This is a genomic window from Dietzia timorensis (assembly GCF_020742175.1).
Lineage (GTDB): Bacteria > Actinomycetota > Actinomycetes > Mycobacteriales > Mycobacteriaceae > Dietzia > Dietzia timorensis_A.
In genome coordinates this window covers 1-17,989 of record NZ_DYXM01000127.1, presented here as the reverse complement: position 1 = coordinate 17,989, position 17,989 = coordinate 1, and the positions used below count along the sequence as shown (strand labels likewise).

Annotated in this window: 16 protein-coding genes and 2 tRNA genes; 7 read left to right on the top strand and 11 right to left on the bottom strand. The window is 65.6% G+C overall.

The window, feature by feature from the left end:
* The first annotated feature begins 6 nt into the window (after positions 1–6).
* Positions 7–2,718: a LuxR family transcriptional regulator gene (locus tag K8V11_RS06960; protein ID WP_303912010.1), complete on the top strand. Its 2,712-nt coding sequence runs from the start codon at positions 7–9 to the stop codon at positions 2,716–2,718.
* An 8-nt stretch (positions 2,719–2,726) separates the two neighbouring features.
* Positions 2,727–3,956 (top strand): benzoate/H(+) symporter BenE family transporter, encoded by a 1,230-nt coding sequence (locus tag K8V11_RS06955; protein WP_303912009.1) that lies wholly within the window; start codon positions 2,727–2,729, stop codon positions 3,954–3,956.
* A gap of 33 nt (positions 3,957–3,989) precedes the next feature.
* Here K8V11_RS06955 and K8V11_RS06950 read toward each other — a convergent pair whose 3' ends face one another.
* Positions 3,990–4,997: a malate dehydrogenase gene (locus K8V11_RS06950; protein WP_303912007.1), complete on the bottom strand. Its 1,008-nt coding sequence runs from the start codon at positions 4,995–4,997 to the stop codon at positions 3,990–3,992.
* A gap of 139 nt (positions 4,998–5,136) precedes the next feature.
* Here K8V11_RS06950 and pcaD (K8V11_RS06945) point away from each other — a divergent pair, with 139 nt between their 5' ends.
* A complete protein-coding gene (gene pcaD, locus K8V11_RS06945; RefSeq protein ID WP_303912005.1) occupies positions 5,137–5,922 on the top strand; it encodes a 3-oxoadipate enol-lactonase in 786 nt (261 codons plus the stop codon).
* A gap of 21 nt (positions 5,923–5,943) precedes the next feature.
* On the opposite strand, the gene K8V11_RS06940 is transcribed toward pcaD (K8V11_RS06945), so the two are convergent.
* The 3 genes from K8V11_RS06940 to pcaD (K8V11_RS06930) are packed head-to-tail and all read right to left on the bottom strand — an operon-like array spanning position 5,944 to position 8,807.
* Complete coding sequence (locus K8V11_RS06940) at positions 5,944–7,158, bottom strand: acetyl-CoA C-acetyltransferase (RefSeq protein WP_303912003.1); 1,215 nt, start codon at positions 7,156–7,158, stop codon at positions 5,944–5,946.
* A 48-nt stretch (positions 7,159–7,206) separates the two neighbouring features.
* The gene (locus tag K8V11_RS06935; protein WP_303912001.1) at positions 7,207–8,010 is read right to left on the bottom strand and encodes an IclR family transcriptional regulator C-terminal domain-containing protein; all 804 of its coding nucleotides are present in this window, start codon (positions 8,008–8,010) and stop codon (positions 7,207–7,209) included.
* Positions 8,004–8,807, bottom strand: a complete 804-nt coding sequence (gene pcaD / locus K8V11_RS06930; protein WP_303911999.1) for a 3-oxoadipate enol-lactonase — start codon at positions 8,805–8,807, stop codon at positions 8,004–8,006. The genes K8V11_RS06935 and pcaD (K8V11_RS06930) overlap by 7 nt, the downstream gene beginning before the upstream one ends.
* 179 nt (positions 8,808–8,986) lie before the next feature.
* Between pcaD (K8V11_RS06930) and K8V11_RS06925 the strand changes: the two genes are divergently transcribed.
* Together K8V11_RS06925 and K8V11_RS06920 are read left to right on the top strand one after the other, a co-directional pair.
* The gene (locus K8V11_RS06925) at positions 8,987–9,736 is read left to right on the top strand and encodes a CoA transferase subunit A (protein WP_303911997.1); all 750 of its coding nucleotides are present in this window, start codon (positions 8,987–8,989) and stop codon (positions 9,734–9,736) included.
* The gene (locus tag K8V11_RS06920; RefSeq protein ID WP_303911995.1) at positions 9,733–10,365 is read left to right on the top strand and encodes a 3-oxoacid CoA-transferase subunit B; all 633 of its coding nucleotides are present in this window, start codon (positions 9,733–9,735) and stop codon (positions 10,363–10,365) included. Before K8V11_RS06925 ends, K8V11_RS06920 begins: the two co-directional genes overlap by 4 nt.
* A gap of 115 nt (positions 10,366–10,480) precedes the next feature.
* Here the strand turns inward: K8V11_RS06920 and clpX are convergent, their stop codons facing one another.
* From clpX to K8V11_RS06895, 5 genes are all read right to left on the bottom strand, one after another.
* A complete protein-coding gene (gene clpX / locus K8V11_RS06915) occupies positions 10,481–11,758 on the bottom strand; it encodes an ATP-dependent Clp protease ATP-binding subunit ClpX (protein ID WP_303911994.1) in 1,278 nt (425 codons plus the stop codon).
* A 217-nt stretch (positions 11,759–11,975) separates the two neighbouring features.
* A complete protein-coding gene (locus K8V11_RS06910; protein ID WP_067471438.1) occupies positions 11,976–12,629 on the bottom strand; it encodes an ATP-dependent Clp protease proteolytic subunit in 654 nt (217 codons plus the stop codon).
* 55 nt (positions 12,630–12,684) lie between these two features.
* Positions 12,685–13,284 carry an ATP-dependent Clp protease proteolytic subunit gene (locus K8V11_RS06905; protein WP_067471435.1) on the bottom strand — a complete coding sequence of 200 codons (600 nt, stop codon included), beginning with the start codon at positions 13,282–13,284 and terminating at the stop codon, positions 12,685–12,687.
* Between the two features lie 245 nt (positions 13,285–13,529).
* A complete protein-coding gene (tig, locus tag K8V11_RS06900) occupies positions 13,530–14,915 on the bottom strand; it encodes a trigger factor (protein ID WP_303911993.1) in 1,386 nt (461 codons plus the stop codon).
* Between the two features lie 102 nt (positions 14,916–15,017).
* Positions 15,018–15,091, bottom strand: a tRNA-Pro gene (locus K8V11_RS06895).
* A gap of 305 nt (positions 15,092–15,396) precedes the next feature.
* On the opposite strand from K8V11_RS06895, the gene K8V11_RS06890 reads away from it, so the two are divergent.
* Positions 15,397–15,470, top strand: a tRNA-Gly gene (locus tag K8V11_RS06890).
* 232 nt (positions 15,471–15,702) lie between these two features.
* Positions 15,703–16,206: a DUF1990 family protein gene (locus tag K8V11_RS06885; protein ID WP_303911992.1), complete on the top strand. Its 504-nt coding sequence runs from the start codon at positions 15,703–15,705 to the stop codon at positions 16,204–16,206.
* Between the two features lie 12 nt (positions 16,207–16,218).
* Here K8V11_RS06885 and K8V11_RS06880 read toward each other — a convergent pair whose 3' ends face one another.
* The gene (locus K8V11_RS06880) at positions 16,219–16,962 is read right to left on the bottom strand and encodes a pirin family protein (RefSeq protein ID WP_303911991.1); all 744 of its coding nucleotides are present in this window, start codon (positions 16,960–16,962) and stop codon (positions 16,219–16,221) included.
* 63 nt (positions 16,963–17,025) lie between these two features.
* The coding region (locus K8V11_RS06875; protein WP_303911990.1) for an ABC transporter ATP-binding protein at positions 17,026–17,989 on the bottom strand (964 nt) is incomplete at its 5' end.

Below are 17,989 nucleotides of genomic sequence, written 5' to 3'. Positions count from 1 at the left end.
CAGTCCATGGACATCGGACGCCACGTCGCCACCAATCCGGCCATCAACGCCATTGTCGAAGAGCTCGACCGCGCGCAGACGCGCCGCTCTCGGGTCGTGCGAATCCTGGCGCCGGAAGGCGGAGGAAAGACGCGGCTACTCGAAGACGCGATGAGCGCGCTCGCCGGCCGCGCCATCTACGCGGTTCGGGCGCTCAGCTGGGAGACCGAGTCTCCCGGCTGGGTCGCGCAGCGCCTGATCGAGCGCCTACCTGCGCCGAGCCGCCACTCGGGGAAGAACGCGCGGATCACCGGTTTCGAGGCGCAGAACCTCATCGCCGGCGCGATCGGCGCGAGCGAACCCGGCACCCTGATCGTTATCGACGACGCCCACTTTGCCGACCCCGCCTCGCTCAAGACCCTCGGCACGGCGCTGCAGCTCGCACCGCGGTCAAATGTTCTGGTCATCCTGCTCGTCGACGATTCGGTGACGTCCCCGTCCGCCTCATTGACCCGCGAACTGGCCGACACCGACATCGTCGTGCCCTACTTCCGCCTCGGCCAGGTGCGCTCTCTACTTGGGCAGCACACGGGCATCGACGCCCCGCAAGAACTCGCGCGATCGATCTTCGCCCTCACCGCCGGCGAGCCGTCGACTACGATCTCGATGATCGAACACCTGGCTGCCACCGGTTGGACGTCACTCGAGCAGATCCCGGTTCCGGCTCACATCGCGGCGCCGACGAGGGCGAAGCTCGACGGGCTCGATGACGCGAGCCGCTCGCTCGCCGAGCATGTAGCGGTGCTCGGAACGTCGACGTCATGGGACGAGTTGGCGGTGTTCTCGGGGATCGGCGATGCCGAATCCCTGGCGGCGGAACTCGATCCGCTGTGCGAGGCGAACATCCTCACCGTCCACGCCGATCCCGGTGCGACGTGGGTGCGTTTCTCGGCGCCACTCGATCGGAATATCGTGCTCGCCTCGCTCCCACCCACGAGGATTCGCCAGTTACATCAGCGGGCGGCGGAGCTGTTCGCCGACAACAACCTCGATTCCTCGCTCGCGCACCTGGCCGCACTGTCGACCGGGCAGGACCAGGAACTCGCCGACCGCCATGCCTCGCGCGCCGCCGAGCTCGCCGATGACGGCGACTGGTATTCGGCGGCGCGGACCCTGCTCACCGCCGCGCGCCTGGATCCCTCCCCCGAAAGCGCGATGCGGCGGCGCCGAGAAGGCGTCGACAGCCTCATCGAGGCGGGCCACATCGACGAGGCGACGTACATGTCCACGGCCATGCAGTCGGCCGCGCCCTCTCCCGAACGCGACGCGGTATTCGGTTACCTCGCGGTGATGCGCGGGAAAAAGTCGGAGGCGACGATGCTGCTCGAGCGGGCGCGGGAGTCCCTCGGCGACCGCGGGCACGCCGGGGTGACCTCGCTCGCCTCGAAATTCGTGATGCACGCGCTGGCTTCCTGGAACCCCACGGACATGCTGCACTGGTCGGAAATCGCCGCGCTCGACAGCGCCGTGGACATCCCGTCGACACAGGCCGCGCGCGCGATCGGCGGCCTGGCGACGCTGATTTCCTCCTCCGACGATCCGAAGTACGCAGACACCGACAACAGCGGTTTCGCCGTGCACAGCGGCTACGTCCAACGGTTCGAACTCGCGGCCGGCTGGGGCGCGTTTGCCGCCGACGAGCCTGCGAAGGCGCGGCGCCACTTCGAGTCGGCGCTGGCCATCTCCCCTGAGAAGAGCTCCGAGCGCATCACGATCCAGGCGCAGGCCTGGCTCGCCTATACCCATTTTCTCCTCGGCACTTGGGACGAGGCGATCCGCATCATCGAAACCGCGGCTCGGCGCGTGTCCGACCTCGGACTGGAATTGCTTGCACCCCTCGTCCATGGCACCGGCGCGATGATTCGCTCCATGCGCGACGACCCGGTGGGTGCGTCCCGCCACATCGTGCACCTCAACCCGCCGGTGGACTCCTATCCGCTGCAGACGATCCCGTCGGCGATGGCCGCGATCCAGGTCGCCGCCTCGCGCGGCGACTACGCCGAGGTCCGCCGCGCCGGCGCTCCCCTGGCCGCGCTCGGCCACGACGTCGACTTCGACCAACCCGGCTACTGGCCGTGGTTCGAGTTGTACGCGCACGCGCTCGTCCTCGGCGGCCGGATCCGCGAGGCCGAGAACCTCATCGACCCCATGTGGCGACGCGCCGAACGCGTGGGGCATGCGACGACGCTGGCCTCGATCGAATCCGTGCGCGCGCGGATCGCCGGCATCCGGGGCGAGCACGAGGAGATGCAGGCGCTGCTCGACTCCTCCATCGAGCGAGTGTCGCCGCTCGGGATTCCCTACCGACTCGCGCGACTCCATTTCGCCGCAGGCCAGACCCTACGGCGCGCGGGACGGCGCAAGGAGGCCGACCACTCGCTGGGCATGGCCCGAGACCTGTACGAGCAGTTCGGCGCGGCCGTGTACGTCCGGCGGTGCGACCGAGAGCGCAAGGCCGGCGGCGTCAACGTCGAGCGCGGGCCGCGCCAGGACCTCACTCCCCAGGAGAAAGCCGTCGCCTCCCTGGTGGCGGCGGGGCACAGCAACGCCGAAGTTGCCGACGAGCTCTACCTGAGCATCAAAACCATCCAGTACCACCTGACCCGCATCTACGCGAAGCTCGGCATCCGCGGCCGGAGCGAGCTCGCGGCGATGTATGCCGCCGAGATCAGCGATTAGGAACCTCGATGACCACCGCACTGCACCTGCCGGAAAAGCCGCACCACACGCGACCCCGCCCGCGCGATCTCGTTCGCGCGCTCGGACCCCGGCAGCTCGCGGACGGTCTCATCGCATTGTTGTTCTCCGCCACCGGACCCGTCGCACTCATCATGGCGGCGGGCCATCAGGGCGGCATGAACGGCGCCGAGATCTCGTCGTGGATCTTCGGCGTCTTCTTCTGCAATGGCATCCTCACCGTTCTTGCCAGCTGGATCTACCGCACTCCGCTCGCGTTCTTCTGGACCATCCCCGGCACCGTCATCGTCGGTAGCTCGCTCGGCCATCTCAGCCTGTCGGAGGTGGTCGGCGCGTACCTCGTCACCGGCGCCCTCATCACCATTCTCGGCGTTTCCGGACTGGCCAAATGGTTCATGGAGTTACTGCCGCTACCGATCGTCATGGCGATGGTCGCCGGCGTGTTCCTGAGCTTCGGGCTCGATCTTATCCACTCCCTGTGGGACGCTCCCCTGCTCACCGTTCCGATGGCGATCGCGTTCGCCGTTCTCGTCGCGCTCCCCCGGCTCGGTTCCAAGATCCCGCCGGTTCTCGCCGCCATGGTGGTCGGCATCGTCGCCGTCACAGCTGCCGGACAATGGAACGCCGGAGACCCGACCCTCGGGATTCTGGCGACGCCGATGCTCCACGCGCCGGAGTTCACGTTCCGCGCGGCGGCCGAACTCGTGTTGCCGCTCGCCATCACCGTCATCGTCGTGCAGAACGGGCAGGGCGTCGCCGTGCTTCGCGGAACCGGACACCATCCACCAGTGACGGCGAGCGCCATTCTCTCCGGCGTGTGGTCCGTTCTCGTCGCGCCTTTGGGAGCGGTGTCCAGCTGCCTGACCGGACCGACGAACGCGCTCATTGTGGCCGGGAAACCGGCGGATCGTCACTGGGCTGCGGCCATCGTCACCGGGGTCGGCGCGATCGTTGTCGGCATCCTCGCGCCCGCCTTCGTCGGGGTAATCCTGCGAACTCCGGCCGAGTTTCTCGCCGCCCTCGCCGGGCTGGCGATGCTCGTCCCGCTGTGCGGCGCGTTCGCGACGGCCTTCTCCCGAGTGGGCTGGTTCGGCCCGCTGTCGTGCTTCCTCGTGACAGTCGCCGACCAGTCGCTGTTCGGGATCGGTGCGCCGTTCTGGGGCGTAGCCGCCGGGCTCGCGGTGTGGGCGCTTATCGACCGCAGGAACGACGCCGACTGATCCGCGCACGATCGCGGCGGGCGCGGGTCGCGGTCAGAGTAGACCGAGGGAGGCGACCGCCTCGCGCTCGGAGATGAGTTCGGCAACCGAGGCGTCGATGCGTTGGCGCTGCCACGGCGAGATCTCGAGGTTCGGGACGACTTCGAGTTGTCCGCCGACCGAACGGACGGGCTGGCCGCACACGAGCCCCTCGGGGATGCCGTAATCCCCGCGGGAGACCATCGCCACCGTGGTCCAGCTATCGCGGCTCCCGTTCTCGCCGCCCTGCACCCAGTCGCGCATGTGGTCGACGGCCGCCGACGCCGCCGACGCGGCGGACGAAGACCCTCGGACCTTGATGATCTCCCCGCCCCGACCGGCCACGCGCGGAATGAAATCCTCCTCGATCCACCGCGTGTCGAGGTCGCCGGACACCGGGTTTCCGTCGACCGTCAGATACGTCGTGTCCGGGAACTGGCTCAGTGAGTGGTTGCCCCACACGACCATGCCGTCGAGCGCGGTCGTGGGCACCGAGAGCTTGTCTCCGAGCTGGCTCAGCGCCCGGTTGTGGTCGAGCCGCATGAGCGCGGTGAACCTGTCCGCGGGCACGTCCGGTGCGTGATTGGCGGCGATGAACGCGTTGGTGTTGGCCGGGTTTCCGACGACCAGGACCCGGATGTCGTCCGCCGCGCCCGCATTGATTGCCTGCCCCTGAGTACGGAAGATGGCGCCGTTCGCGGTGAGCAGGTCGGCTCGCTCCATTCCGAGCCCGCGAGGCTTGGCGCCCACGAGGAAAGCGACGTTGGCACGGTCGAAAGCCTCCGAGGCATCCGAGGTCACCGACACGGACTCCAGCGCCGGGAACGCAGCGTCCTCCAACTCCATGGCAACGCCCTCGGCGACGCCGACCGCCGAGGGAATCTCGAGGAGCCGCAACCGGATCGGGACCCGCGGGCCGAAGATCTCGCCTGCGGCGATCCGGAAGAGCAGTGAATATGCGATCTGGCCGGCTGCGCCGGTGACGGTGACAACGTGTGCGGTTTCCCGGGTCGGTTCGCTCATCAGGAGGGTCCTCCATCCACTTCACTGACTTCTCGCGCCCCACTTCGTGGGTGAGGCTTCTACAGGCGAGAGTAGTCGCGGCGGCGGCACCGGCGCAGGGATCGACTTCGTGGGTGCGAGCTCGGGGTACCTTGGGGCCATGGCCAACGCGATGCTCGCCCTGGACTCGTTCCCCACCAATTCCGTGCCCGACGGGATCCCTGATATCCCGATCGTGCTCCTCGGCTCACTCGGATCGAAGCGTTCGATGTGGAGAGAACAGATCGAGGCGCTCAACACCATCGGCCCCGTCTACGCAATCGATATCCGCGGGCATGGCGATTCGCAGGTGCTCGACGAGCCCACGACGATGGCGGATCTGGCGCAGGACGTGATTCGCTCGCTCAATATGAACGAGATCGCCTCCGTGCATGTCGTCGGCCTGTCCATCGGTGGCGCTATCGCCCAGGAGTTGGCGCTGAGTTCACCCGAGCGGGTCGAGCGGCTCGTGCTTTCCTCGACCGCGCCGAAATTCGGCGAAGCCGACGCATGGCGGCAGCGGATCGACACCGCACGGAATTCGGGGCTGGACTCGCTCGTCGGTCCCGTGATGTCGAAGTGGTTCACCCCGGACTGGGCGGACACGCACCCCGACGTCATCTCGAACATCCACCGAAACTTCGTGGAAACCGATCCCGTCGGCTATGCGCGGTGCTGCGAGGCGCTCGCCGGATTCGATACCCGCAATCGCCTCGGCGAGATCTCCGCTCCGACGCTTGTCGTGTCCGCTACCGAAGACGGTTCCACGCCTCCCGAGGTCGTCGGACAGCTTGCCGACGGCATCGACGGTGCGACGCGAGTGAGCATTGAAGGCGCCGCACACATGTGCAACCTGCAGTGCCCGGATGAGTACAACGCGGCGCTCGTCGACTTCCTCAAGCCCTGAGCCATTATTCGCGCTTGGGCGCTACCCGACTCGCTCGAACACGGCGGCAAGACCTTGCCCGCCGCCGATACACATCGTCTCCAGTCCCCAGCGTGCATCGCGGCGTGTCATCTCCCCGCACAGCGTTGCCAGGATGCGCGCGCCTGTCGCTCCGATCGGGTGACCAAGCGAAATTCCGGACCCGTTGGGGTTGAGGTGTTCCGATTCGGGGCCCATTTTCCATTCGCGCAGAACGGCCAGTGCCTGAGCGGCGAAGGCCTCGTTGAGCTCGATGACGTCCATATCGCCAAGCTCGAGCCCGAGACGGCCGAGGACCTTCGCGGTCGCCGGGACCGGGCCGATGCCCATGGTCTCCGGGGAGACTCCGGCGACGGACCACCCGGCGAGCCGGACCACCGGCTCGAGGCGGAGTTCCTTCGCTTTCTCCATCGTCGTGACGATTGCCATTGCGGCGCCGTCATTCTGGCCCGAGGCGTTGCCCGCGGTGACGGTGGATTTCGGGTCGATCTTCGACCGTATCGCGCGCAGCTGCGACAGCGAATCGACGGTGGTGTCGGCACGCGGATGCTCGTCGATGTCGACGGTGACGGGGTCGCCCTTACGTTGCGGCACGTCGATGGGAACGATCTCGCGCGCGAACTTCCCGGCCTCCTGCGCCGCGACCGCTCGCTGATGTGACTGGGCGGCGAGCGCGTCCTGCTCGGCGCGGCCGATCGAATAGTGCTCGCGGAGATTCTCCGCGGTCTCGATCATTCCGCCGGGGACGGGATGATTCTTTCCGCCGGCGGTCAGACGGCCGCGAGCGAGGCGGTCGGCAAGCTGTACTCCGTCGCCCCGGATGCCGTAGCGCGGCGACGGGTTGGTGTAGAACTCGGCGTTGCTCATCGAGTCAGCGCCGCCTGCGACGATGAGGTCTGCAGCACCGGAAGAGACGTGGGCCGCGGCGGTGAGAATAGCTTGGAGCCCCGAACCGCAGCGGCGGTCGAGTTGCATCCCCGGCACATCGATGCCCAGGCCGGCGTCGAGCGCCGCGACGCGGCCGAGGGCCGGCGCTTCGCCGTTGGGATAGCCCTGCCCGAGAATCACGTCGTCGATGTGCTCGGGGTCGATGCCGGAGCGCTCGACGAGCGCGGTGAGCACGGTTGCGGCGAGCGATTCGACCGGCACGGTCTTCAGCGCGCCGCCGAATCGTCCCACGGGGCTTCGCAGGGGTAGACAGATGACGGCATCGGGCATGGGGAAAGGTCCTTTCGGGAGATTCCGAGGGGTGAGGGAGGGCGTGCGTTACCGGTTCACGGTCGCGAGGTCTTCACTGATCGCGGACGCCGCGGAGAGCAGGGCGGGAACGAAATCGTCGTGCAGTTGATCGAGCGTGTAGCGCATCGCGTGGGTGGAGATGTTGATCGCTGCGACCGTCGCGCCGGACTCGTCCTTGATCGGCGCGGCAAGCGAGCGCAGTCCTGGCTCGAGTTCCTGGTCGGTCATCGACCAGCCACGTTTGCGCGCGGCCTCGATCTCGCCGCGGAGGGTGGCCTCGTCGAAGCCGGGCCTGCCGGGCTCGTCTCGTTCGGTGGCCCGGCGGAGATAGCTCGCGAAGTCGGTCTCGTTGAGGCTCGCGAGAAGAACTTTGCCCATCGAGGTCGCGTGCGCGGGGAAACGGGTGCCGATCGTGATGTCGACGGTCATGATCCGGCGGACCTGCACCCTGGCGACATAAACGATGTCGGTGCCGTCGAGAATGGACACCGACGACGATTCCCCGAGCCGGGAACGTAGCTTTTCCAGGTGCGGCGCGGCGACCTCGGTGAGCGGCATCGACGAAAGATAGCTATATCCGAGCTCGAGGACCTTCGGCGTCAACCAGAATTGTGACTCGTCCGAATCGACGTACCCGAGATCGACGAGGGTGAGCAGGAATCGTCGCGCTGTCGCGCGGGACAAACCGGTGGAGCGGGCAACCTGCGACAGGCTCTGCCGAGGGTTCTCCGCGTCGAATGTGCGGATCACGGCGAGCCCGCGGGCGAGAGACTGGACGAATTCGGTGCCCGCCACCTTCCCGTTCGGCTGCGGCTGCGACGCCTTCACCATCGCGTCTCCCCGAGGTTGTCGAGCACGTGCTTCTGCAGGATGTCGGACAACTGCTCGGACTGTTCGAAAGTCGGCACGTGTGCCGCGGGCTCGAGTACGACGAGGCGGCCGTGGCCGATCCCGTCGAGGATCTCCTGCACAGATGCCGGAGGGGTTGCCGGGTCGTCCGCGCCCGCGACGCCGACGACCGGGGTCTTGATGGATCCGAGCTCGTCGCGCACATCGTAGGACGCCAGCGCCTCGCACGCGGAGGCATACCCCTCGGCTGGAGTGGCAAGGACCATGCGCTCGAGCCGCGCCATCAACTCCGGGGACGCCTCGGCCTTGCCCTGCGACACCCAGCGCGACGCCACCGAGTTCGCCACCGCTTCCATCCCATCCTTGCGAACTAGCGCGGCTCGATCCAGCCAGGCTTGCGACTCGCCGAACTTGGCCGATGTGCAGATCAACGCGAGCGAATCGAGCCGCTCGGGATAACGAATTCCCATCTCGAGAGCTACTGCCCCGCCGAGCGAAAGCCCCGCCATGTGCACCCTGTCGATCTCGAGGCTGTCGATGACGGACACGATGTCCAACGCCAGTTCTTCAACTGTAGAGGCCCCGTTGACGACTTCCGATCCCCCGTGCCCGCGGAGATCGACGGCGAGCACGCGAAACGACTGCGCCAGTGCACGCACCTGCTCGGACCACATCGATCGATCCGAGCCGAGGGAACCGAGCAGCAAGACGGTGGAATCTCCCGCCGCTGACCGTTTCGTCGGCTCGTGAAGCTCATACGACAAGCTCGCCAGCATCATGACGGCACCTCCAGGTTCAACATACGAACGTATAGCCACTATTCAAACATACTTTGTCGATAATTGTGACCCACCTCCCACTTGAGTGCGATTGACGCGGCAACACCCCAGGGGAAATCACACCGTGTTCGCCTATTGCACACTTGTGTGCATTGCGAATTCATCCTATGGTGTGTGACATGATCAACAAAGTCTTCTCGTCGGCGGCGGAAGCCGTCGCCGACATCCCCGATGGCGCTTCTCTCGCCGTGGGCGGTTTCGGTTTGGTTGGCATTCCCGCCATCCTCATTGACGCGCTCTTGGAACAGGGAGCGTCCGACCTCAAGACCGTGAGTAACAATTGCGGGCTCGACGGCTTCGGACTCGGCAAGCTGCTCGAAGCTCACCGCATCTCGCGGACGATCGCCAGTTACGTCGGTTCCAACAAGGAGTTCGCGCGGCAGTATCTGTCCGGCGAACTTTCCGTCGAGCTCACCCCTCAGGGCACGCTCGCCGAGCGCATGCGCGCGGGCGGCGCGGGGATTCCGGCTTTCTATACCCCTGCCGGTGTCGGCACGCAGGTCGCAGAGGGCGGACTACCCATTAGGTATGACGGCGATGGAGGCATCGCCGAGGCGTCCGTCCCCAAGGAAACCCGGGAGTTCGGCGGCGAACTGTTCGTTCTCGAAGAGGCGATCCGCACCGATTACGCCCTGGTACACGCATACAAGGGCGACCGGCTTGGCAACCTCTGCTTCCGCGGTACCGCGCGGAATTTCAATCCGGATTGCGCCGGCGCCGGCGCGATCACCATCGCCCAGGTCGAGCACCTCGTCGAGCCAGGCGAGATCGCGCCCGAGGACGTACACGTGCCCGGCATCCGCGTTCAGCGCGTCGTGCCGGTCGGCAGGCAGGACACGGGAATCGAGTTGAGGACGGTGCGCCAATGAGTTGGTCCCATGAGGAGATGGCGGCACGGGTCGCCAAGGAATTCACCGACGGACAATACGTCAACCTCGGCATCGGGATGCCGACGCTCATCCCCGGATACATCGCTGAGGGGACGGAGGTCATCCTCCATTCCGAGAACGGTGTGCTCGGCGTCGGCCCTTACCCCACCGAGGACGAGCTCGACCCCGAGCTCATCAACGCAGGCAAGGAGACCATCACGGTCCTTCCCGGTGCCGCCTTCTTCGGGTCCTCGGATTCCTTCGCAATGATCCGCGGAGCCGCCGTCGACGTCGCAGTCCTCGGCGGCATGCAAGTGAGCCAGACCGGCGATCTATCCAACTGGATGGTTCCGGGCGCGATGGTCAAGGGAATGGGCGGCGCGATGGACCTTGTCCACGGCGCCGGGCGCGTCATCGTGATGATGGATCATGTCACCCGCAAGGGACAGCAGAAGATCCTCGAACAGAACACGCTACCTCTGACCGGCCGCGGTTGCGTCTCGCTCATCGTTACCAATCTTGCGGTGCTTGACGTCACCGATCGAGGGTTGGAGCTTGTCGAGCTCGCACCCGGCGTCGAATTCGACGAGGTTCAAGAATCTACCGGAGCGACTATCCACCGCCCCTAGGTGGCGTCTGCCAGATACCTCGAAAAGCGAGAGGCCGGTGAGCGATTAAACCGCTCACCGGCCTCTAACCCGTCTCGAGTGGGCTAACTATTTATCCTGGCCAGGATAATTAAAGTCAGGCCGACTTCTCTTCGCCCGAGTTATCCTTTTCGATCTGGCTCGCCGGGACGATGGTGGGGAGCATGTTCTCGCGAACGGTTTCTCCGGTCACCACTACCTTGCCGACGTCCTCGCGCGATGGGATGTCGTACATCACCGGGCCGAGAACCTCTTCCATGATCGCGCGCAGTCCACGTGCGCCCGTCCCGCGATGCAGCGCCTGGTCGGCGATTGCCTCGAGCGCGTCATCGGAGAATTCGAGGTCGACACCATCCATCTCCATGAGCGAAGAGTACTGCTTGACCAGAGCGTTCTTCGGCTCGGAGAGAATCGAGATCAACGCCTCGCGATCGAGTTGTTTGACCGACGCGACGATGGGAAGGCGGCCGATGAACTCGGGAATCAGACCGAACTTCACAAGGTCCTCCGGGAGGACATCGTCGAAGTTGTCTTCCTCGTTCGCCTTTACCGAGGCGACCTCTGCGCCGAAGCCGAGGCCCCGCTTGCCTGTGCGCTGAGCGACGATCTTCTCGAGCCCCTGGAAGGCGCCTGCGACGATGAACAGCACGTTCGAGGTGTCGATCTGGAGCAGTTCCTGGTGCGGATGCTTACGTCCGCCCTGCGGCGGAACGCTGGCCTGCGTGCCCTCGAGAATCTTGAGCAGCGCCTGTTGCACGCCTTCTCCGGACACATCGCGGGTGATCGATGCGTTCTCCGACTTACGGGAGATCTTGTCGACCTCGTCGATGTAGATGATCCCCTGCTCGGCCTTCTTGATGTCGTAGTCCGCGGCCTGGATCAGCTTGAGCAGAATGTTTTCGACATCCTCGCCGACGTACCCGGCCTCGGTGAGCGCGGTGGCATCGGCGATGGCGAACGGTACGTTGAGCATCTTCGCGAGGTTCTGCGCAAGGTAGGTCTTGCCGCAACCGGTCGGACCGAGCATCAGAATGTTCGACTTGGACAGCTCGACGCCGAGGGCCTTATCGGCTCCACGCCTGGTGCGCTTGTAGTGGTTGTAAACGGCAACGGCGAGCGCGCGCTTGGCGCTGTCCTGGCCGATGACGTACTCGTCCAGGAAGCCGTGAATCTCCATGGGCTTGGGCAGATCTTCAAGGTCCGGGTTCGAGGCGGCCTCGCCCAGCTCCTCCTCGATGATCTCGTTGCACAGCTCGACACACTCATCGCAGATGTACACCCCGGGCCCGGCGATGAGCTTCTTGATTCCTTGTCGCTGGCTCTTCCCGCAGAAAGAGCACTTGAGCAGGTCGTTAGTCTCTCCGACTCGTGCCATGAACTCTCTTGCCCTAACTTTCCGAACGCTCACCCGAGCTACAAAGCGTAAGCCCTGGTCATTCTTATTAGACGGTACGCCGCCGCATAGCCAAAGGCTACTGGCCACGTCTTCATGAGAAATATTTGACCCGACGGCGCGCTCCCCATCGGGGCGGCGCGCCGCCGGGTCGGTGGATTGCCCCCGCCACGCAGGCGGAAGGCTCAAGCCGGCAGCGTTAGCTGCTGGCCTTGCGGTAGTCGAAGACCACGTCCACGAGGCCGTAATCCTTGGCCTCGTCCGCGGTCATGTACTTGTCGCGATCGGTGTCCTCGCGCACGCGCTCGGTCGTCTGGCCGGTGTGGTGAGACAGGATCTCATCGAGCTTGTTGCGCTTGCGCTCGATCTCCGCCGCCTCGATCTCGATGTCCGAGGCCATGCCGCGCGAGCCACCCTGGACGCGCGGCTGGTGGATGAGGATGGTCGAGTTGGGCAGCGCGGCGCGCTTACCCGGCGAGCCCGCGGCGAGCAGCACGGCGGCAGCGGAGGCCGCCATGCCGAGGCACACGGTGGTGATGTCCGGGCGGACGTACTGCATCGTGTCGTAGATCGCCAGGCACGCCGTGAGCGAGCCACCGGGCGAGTTGATGTACATCGTGATGTCCCGGTCCGGGTCCATCGCCTCGAGAACCAGCAGCTGGCTCATCACGTCGGACGCGGAGGCGTCGTCGACCTGGGTGGCGAGGAAGATAATGCGCTCGTCGAAGAGCTTGGCGTACGGGTTCATTATCCGCTCGCCGTTGGCCGTCTTCTCCGAGAATTCCGGGAGCACGTAGCGCGAGCTCGGCGTGATGATGCTCGGGCGCTCCTGACCGCTGAATGGGGTGTTCATTGATAACTCCGAATCAAAGAAAGTGTTCGAGAATGAATTCTGCTGGCGTGCGCCGTCAGCGCTTCGGGGCGTGTTCGACGACGTGGTCGACGAATCCGTAGTCGAGCGCCTCGCTCGCGTTGAACCACTTGTCGCGGTCGGAGTCTTCGAGGATCGTCTCCACCGACTGTCCCGTGTGCTTGGCGTTGAGCTCGGTCAGTTCCTTCTTCGTCAGCGACAGCTGCTCGGCGAGGATGGCGATGTCGGAGGCCGTGCCGCCGATTCCGCCGGACGGCTGGTGCATCATCACCTTCGCGTGCGGCAGGGCATAGCGCTTGCCCTTCGTGCCTGCGGTGAGCAGGAACTGCCCCATCGAGGCGGCCATGCCCATCACGTACGTCGACACGTCGCACTGGATGAACTGCATGGTGTCGTAAATCGCCATGCCGGCCGTCACCGAGCCGCCGGGCGAGTTGATGTAAAGGGAGATATCGCGCTCGGGGTCCTCGGCGGCGAGGAGCAGCATCTGCGCGCACAGGCGGTTGGCGATGTCGTCATCGACCTGGGTGCCGAGAAAGATAATTCGCTCGCTGAGGAGACGCTCGTAAACCGAATCGGACAGGTTGAGTCCGTTCGCCGGGGCGCTCGCCTGCGGCCTGATCAGTTCGCTAGTCACGTTGTACCTACCTATCGTTGTTGCGCCGCGCGCACAAGGTGCGCCGCGTCGTCGGTGATCTGTCTTCGACAGTAACCAAATTCGGCGCGGGGAAAGTCCCTCGCACGCCGGTGTTCGCTCTAAGCGTGCCTACCGATCCCATATATGACGTCGGAGGTACGCGAAAGGCCCTGCGTTCCGGGTTCATCCGGGATCGCAGGGCCAATCGGCCGGGCGCCATTTCAACGAGGCGCCTAATGGCGTTCCTACTCGTCGTCGCCGGAGGCGTCTTCCGTCGAAGCGTCGTCGGCGGCATCGTCTTCGGAGTCGACGGCCGCACCGAAGTACTTCTCGGTGTCGATGTCGTTGCCGGCGGTGTCGGTGACCTTCGCGGCGAGGATGATCTCGGCGAGGGCCTTCGAACGACGGACATCGGCGTAGATTGCGCCGACCTGGTTGTTCTGGGCGATCTGCTGCAGGAACTGGTTCGGGTCCATGCCGTTGCGCTGGGCCTGGAACATGATGTGCTGCATCAGCTCGTCCTGGTTGACCTCGATCTCCGCGTCCTCGGCGGCCTTATCGAGCACGAGCTGGGTGCGCACGGAACGCTCCGCACCTTCCTTGACCTCCTTGTCGAAGGTCTCACGGTCGGTGCCCTGCGCCTCGAGTACGGAGTTGATCGTCTCGTCGTTGTGGGCGGCCTCGCCGAACAGCGAGTGCAGCTGCTGGTGGGCCTCGGCGTCGACGACGCCCTCCGGCGCCTCGAAGTCGACCTTCTCGAGAAGTGCCTCGAGGACCGCATCGCGGACGGCCTCGGCCTGGGTGCCCTCGGCGCGCTCGGCGACCTGCTTCTTGAGGTCCTCCTTCAGCTCGTCGAGAGTGTCGAACTCGGAGGCCATCTGCGCGAAGTCGTCATCTGCGGTGGGGAGCTCGCGCTCCTTCACCGAGTTCACCTTCACGGTGACCGTCGCGTCCTCACCGGCGTGCTCGCCGGCGACGAGCTTGGTGGTGAAATCGGCCGACTCACCGGCGGAAAGACCCTGGACAGCCTCCTCTAGACCATCGAGGAGAGTGCCGCTGCCAACCTCGTAGGACAGGCCCTCGGTGGTGGCCTCCTCGACGGGCTTGCCGTCGACCGTCGCAGCGAGATCGATGGAAAGGAAGTCGCCCTTCGCGGCGGCACGCTCGACACCGCTGAGGGTGCCGAAGCGGGCGCGAAGGTTGTCGAGCTCGGCGTCGACATCCTCATCGGAGGTGGCGAGCTCGGGAACCTCGACGGTGAGCGACGAGGCCTCGGGAACGGTGAAGTCCGGGCGCACATCGACCTCGGCGACGAACTCGACGACGTCGCCGTCCTCGATCTTGGTCACCTCGATCTCGGGCTGAGCGAGCGGGTTGATGTCGTTCTCACCGAGCGCCTCGGAGTAGCGGGCGGGAATCATGTCGTTAACTACCTGCTGCAGCACCGAGCCGCGACCGACGCGGGCCTCGATCAACTTGGCCGGGGCCTTGCCCGGGCGGAAGCCGGGGACGTTCACCTGGCCGGCGAGTGCCTTATAAGCGGCGTCGAAGTCCGATTCGAGCTCGGAGAACGGCACCTCGACGGTCATCTTTACTCGGCTCGGGGCCAACTGCTCAACGTTGCTCTTCACAGCGAATGTTCTCCTTAATACGTAACTTTTTCTCGTCACACGCGCATGGCGCGTACTTGCTAAAAAGCGGCGCCTTTCGTTTACCGAGCGACGCCACAGCCGTCGGGATGACAGGATTCGAACCTGCGACCCTCCGCTCCCAAAGCGGATGCGCTACCAAGCTGCGCCACATCCCGGTCTCCCCGAGTTCTCCGCCCTCACTCCAACGATCGGAGCGCACCGGAGTATTCCGAGGTGGGCACGCAAAACTCGCGTCGCGCGAACGCAACGCCCCCATGCTACGCGAGCACGTCCCCAACGAGTAAATGGGCCAGGAAGTTTGGAGCGCGCCCCGGTGTTTGGGTACTGTGTACCGCAGCGGGATAGCCGTTGCTGGTTGTCGCTTCGCTTTCATCCAAAGGTTTTCGGAGGATGACGGCGTCGCGAGACCCCTTCCCCGCTGGCGAGAAACCTCGGGTTTATCGCCTCTAGCAGCGAAGACGCGAGTGTAGCTTAATGGTAAAGCCCCTGCCTTCCAAGCAGGATACGCGGGTTCGATTCCCGTCACTCGCTCCACTTTCTCAAAGGCGCAGGTCCCACAGGTCCTGCGCCTTTGTTCATTTTCTCGTCCTGCCGCACCGCATTGGCGGGAACCCGCCGTAGCCCAAGACCGTAGCCAGAAATCCTCTCGCAGAAACTCGAGCCGCTACGGTCGAGGAATGAGCGCGCCGCACACGATCGAGATGTCGGAACACGCTTCTATGCACATGGGAAAGCGACACCCTCGACCACGTGAGAAGCGGAAGCTGTGACCACCAGGTTCACCTACCCCGATGACGGCGCGACAGCCGCGGCGGATCTTCCCGGCGGTTACCACCACGTCGTGCGAACTCGGACGATCGGCTCCGGCCGCGAGGATTTCGTTCGGGCCGCCGAGCAGCTCGCGGGCTGGGAAATGCACCGTCGCGCCGGGATCGTTGTGAGTCTGGAGACCCCGCGCGCCGCCGTAGGGGTCGAGGTCCGACTCGGCCTCGGGGTCGGCCCCCTGAAGATCAGCGCACCGTGTCGCGTCGTCTACGTCATCGACGACGAGCGCGAGAAAGGTTTCGCCTACGGCACGCTGCCTGGCCATCCCGAGTCGGGCGAGGAGCGATTCTCCGTGGTGTGGCGCGACGACGATGACGTCGAGATGCACATTCGCGCGTTCTCTCGCCCGGCCACGTGGTGGTCGAGACTCGGCGGGCCGGTGGCGCGACGTTTTCAGTTGGGCTTTACGAGGAAGTACCTGCGGGCGTTGGACCGGCGCCGCTGAGGCCGCGTGCGGCTAGAAGTGCGCGTGCATCCGCCACACGAGAAATTCGACCGGCTCCTCGCCTATCGCCTCGACCTGGAACGCGGGAGCGTCGGTGAGCCTCAGCGCATCGCCGGGACGGAGATCGACCGGCGAATCGGCATCGGCGTCGTCAATAAGAACGCGCGCGGAGCCACGGGCGAGGAACACGTGATGAAATGGCGCAGCCTTGACGTCGAGCACCGCTCCGGGACGGGGACGGGCGATATCGAGCGCGGTCCAGCGATTGTGGATGCCGACGCCGGGGTCCTCGCCCGGGATACCGGACAGCGCGGTGACGAGCTCGCCGGAGTCGAGTTGTTCGTTGAGGTCGACCTGCGCGTACTCGGGTTCGAGGCCGGAGGTGTCGGGGGCGGCCCACATCTGTAGGACGTGGACCTTGTTCGCCTTGTCCGGGTTGCGCTCCGTGTGGCGAATGCCTTTCCCTGCGGAGATGCGCTGGATCCAGCCGGCGGAGATCTCGCCGGTATGCCCCGCGGAATCGGCGTGCTCGATTCGCCCGTCGAGCACCCAGGTGACGATCTCGGCATCGGTGTGCGTGTGCGGGTCGACGCCCATGAGCGCATCGATTTCGTCGTCGTTGTGCACCATGAGCGTGCCGTGGGCCCCCGCGGCGAGATCGAAGTTTCCCGCGAACGCGAACGAGAATCGGCTGTGGATGCCGTCGATCCGCTGGAAAGTTCGGTCGTCTGCGCGTCGAACGTCGATTGTTGTCATATCACGTAAAACCGGCGGGAGTGCACGGATATTCCTTCGTGGCAGCGTGGCGCTCCCGCCGAGCTATAGATTCCACGCCTCCCAGAGCTCTGCGTACCGGGCGCCCGCAGAGACGAGCTCGTCGTGAGTACCTTGCTCGGCAATGCGGCCGTGCTCCATAACGACGACCCGATCGGCGTGTTGTGCCTGGTTGAGGCGATGGGCGATGACAAGTCCAGCCCGACCGTCGAGCACCTTCGCGGCGGCGGCTTCCAGCGCCCGCGCGCCGGACGAACCCGCCTCGGCGGTGGCCTCGTCGAGGACCACGAGGTCCGGATCGGCGAGCTGCACGCGGGCGAGCGCGAGGAGCTGGTCCTCCATCGGCGAAAGACGATGGCCGCTGTCGCCGATCTCGGTGTCGAGCCCGTCGGGTAGCGAGAACGCGAAATCGGCGCCCACCGCGCGCAGCGCATCCTCTACTTCTATTGCGTCTGCGTACGGCTTAGCGAGGGCGACGTTGTCGTGGACGGTTCCGACGAAGGTGTGCACCTCTTGGGACACCATGCACACGTGCGCCCGCAGCTCCGGTTCCGCGAAGTCGGCCAACGGCCGGCCGGCGAAGTGCGCCGTACCGGCAGACGGCGTGAGGATGCCTGCGGCGATCTTGGCCATGGTCGTCTTACCCGAGCCGGTCGTTCCCACAACGGCAATCACGCTGCCGGATGGCACCACGAGATCGACGCCGTGCAGCACCGGCTCGTGCGCGTCGGCCTCGTCACCGGACGCCGGATAGGTGAACTCGACAGACCCCAGGACTAGCGCGGCGTCTGCGCCCGTCACAGCGCCCCTCCCCTGTTCTGCGGAACCGTGGGCCGGCGATTGCGGGTTGTCCGCCGCCTGGATGACCCCGACCATGCGCGTGAGTGAAGCGCCGGCGGAGAGCATCTCGTCGAACAGTCCGACGATGGCACCGATCGGGTTGAACAACCGGTGGTAGACAAGCGCTGCGGTGGTCACGGCCCCGGCTGTGGTCTCGTCGAACCAGACG

Excerpts from the sequence above, each read along its gene's own strand:
- K8V11_RS06955 (WP_303912009.1), top strand. The coding sequence starts at position 2,727 with ATGACCACCGCACTGCACCTGCCGGAAAAGCCGCACCACACGCGACCC.
- K8V11_RS06920 (WP_303911995.1), top strand. The coding sequence starts at position 9,733 with ATGAGTTGGTCCCATGAGGAGATGGCGGCACGGGTCGCCAAGGAATTC.
- K8V11_RS06880 (WP_303911991.1), bottom strand. The coding sequence starts at position 16,962 with ATGACAACAATCGACGTTCGACGCGCAGACGACCGAACTTTCCAGCGG.
- pcaD (WP_303912005.1), top strand. The coding sequence starts at position 5,137 with ATGGCCAACGCGATGCTCGCCCTGGACTCGTTCCCCACCAATTCCGTG.
- K8V11_RS06950 (WP_303912007.1), bottom strand. The coding sequence starts at position 4,997 with ATGAGCGAACCGACCCGGGAAACCGCACACGTTGTCACCGTCACCGGC.
- K8V11_RS06910 (WP_067471438.1), bottom strand. The coding sequence starts at position 12,629 with ATGAACACCCCATTCAGCGGTCAGGAGCGCCCGAGCATCATCACGCCG.
- K8V11_RS06925 (WP_303911997.1), top strand. The coding sequence starts at position 8,987 with ATGATCAACAAAGTCTTCTCGTCGGCGGCGGAAGCCGTCGCCGACATC.
- K8V11_RS06940 (WP_303912003.1), bottom strand. The coding sequence starts at position 7,158 with ATGCCCGATGCCGTCATCTGTCTACCCCTGCGAAGCCCCGTGGGACGA.
- pcaD (WP_303911999.1), bottom strand. The coding sequence starts at position 8,807 with ATGATGCTGGCGAGCTTGTCGTATGAGCTTCACGAGCCGACGAAACGG.
- clpX (WP_303911994.1), bottom strand. The coding sequence starts at position 11,758 with ATGGCACGAGTCGGAGAGACTAACGACCTGCTCAAGTGCTCTTTCTGC.
- K8V11_RS06960 (WP_303912010.1), top strand. The coding sequence starts at position 7 with ATGGACATCGGACGCCACGTCGCCACCAATCCGGCCATCAACGCCATT.
- K8V11_RS06935 (WP_303912001.1), bottom strand. The coding sequence starts at position 8,010 with ATGGTGAAGGCGTCGCAGCCGCAGCCGAACGGGAAGGTGGCGGGCACC.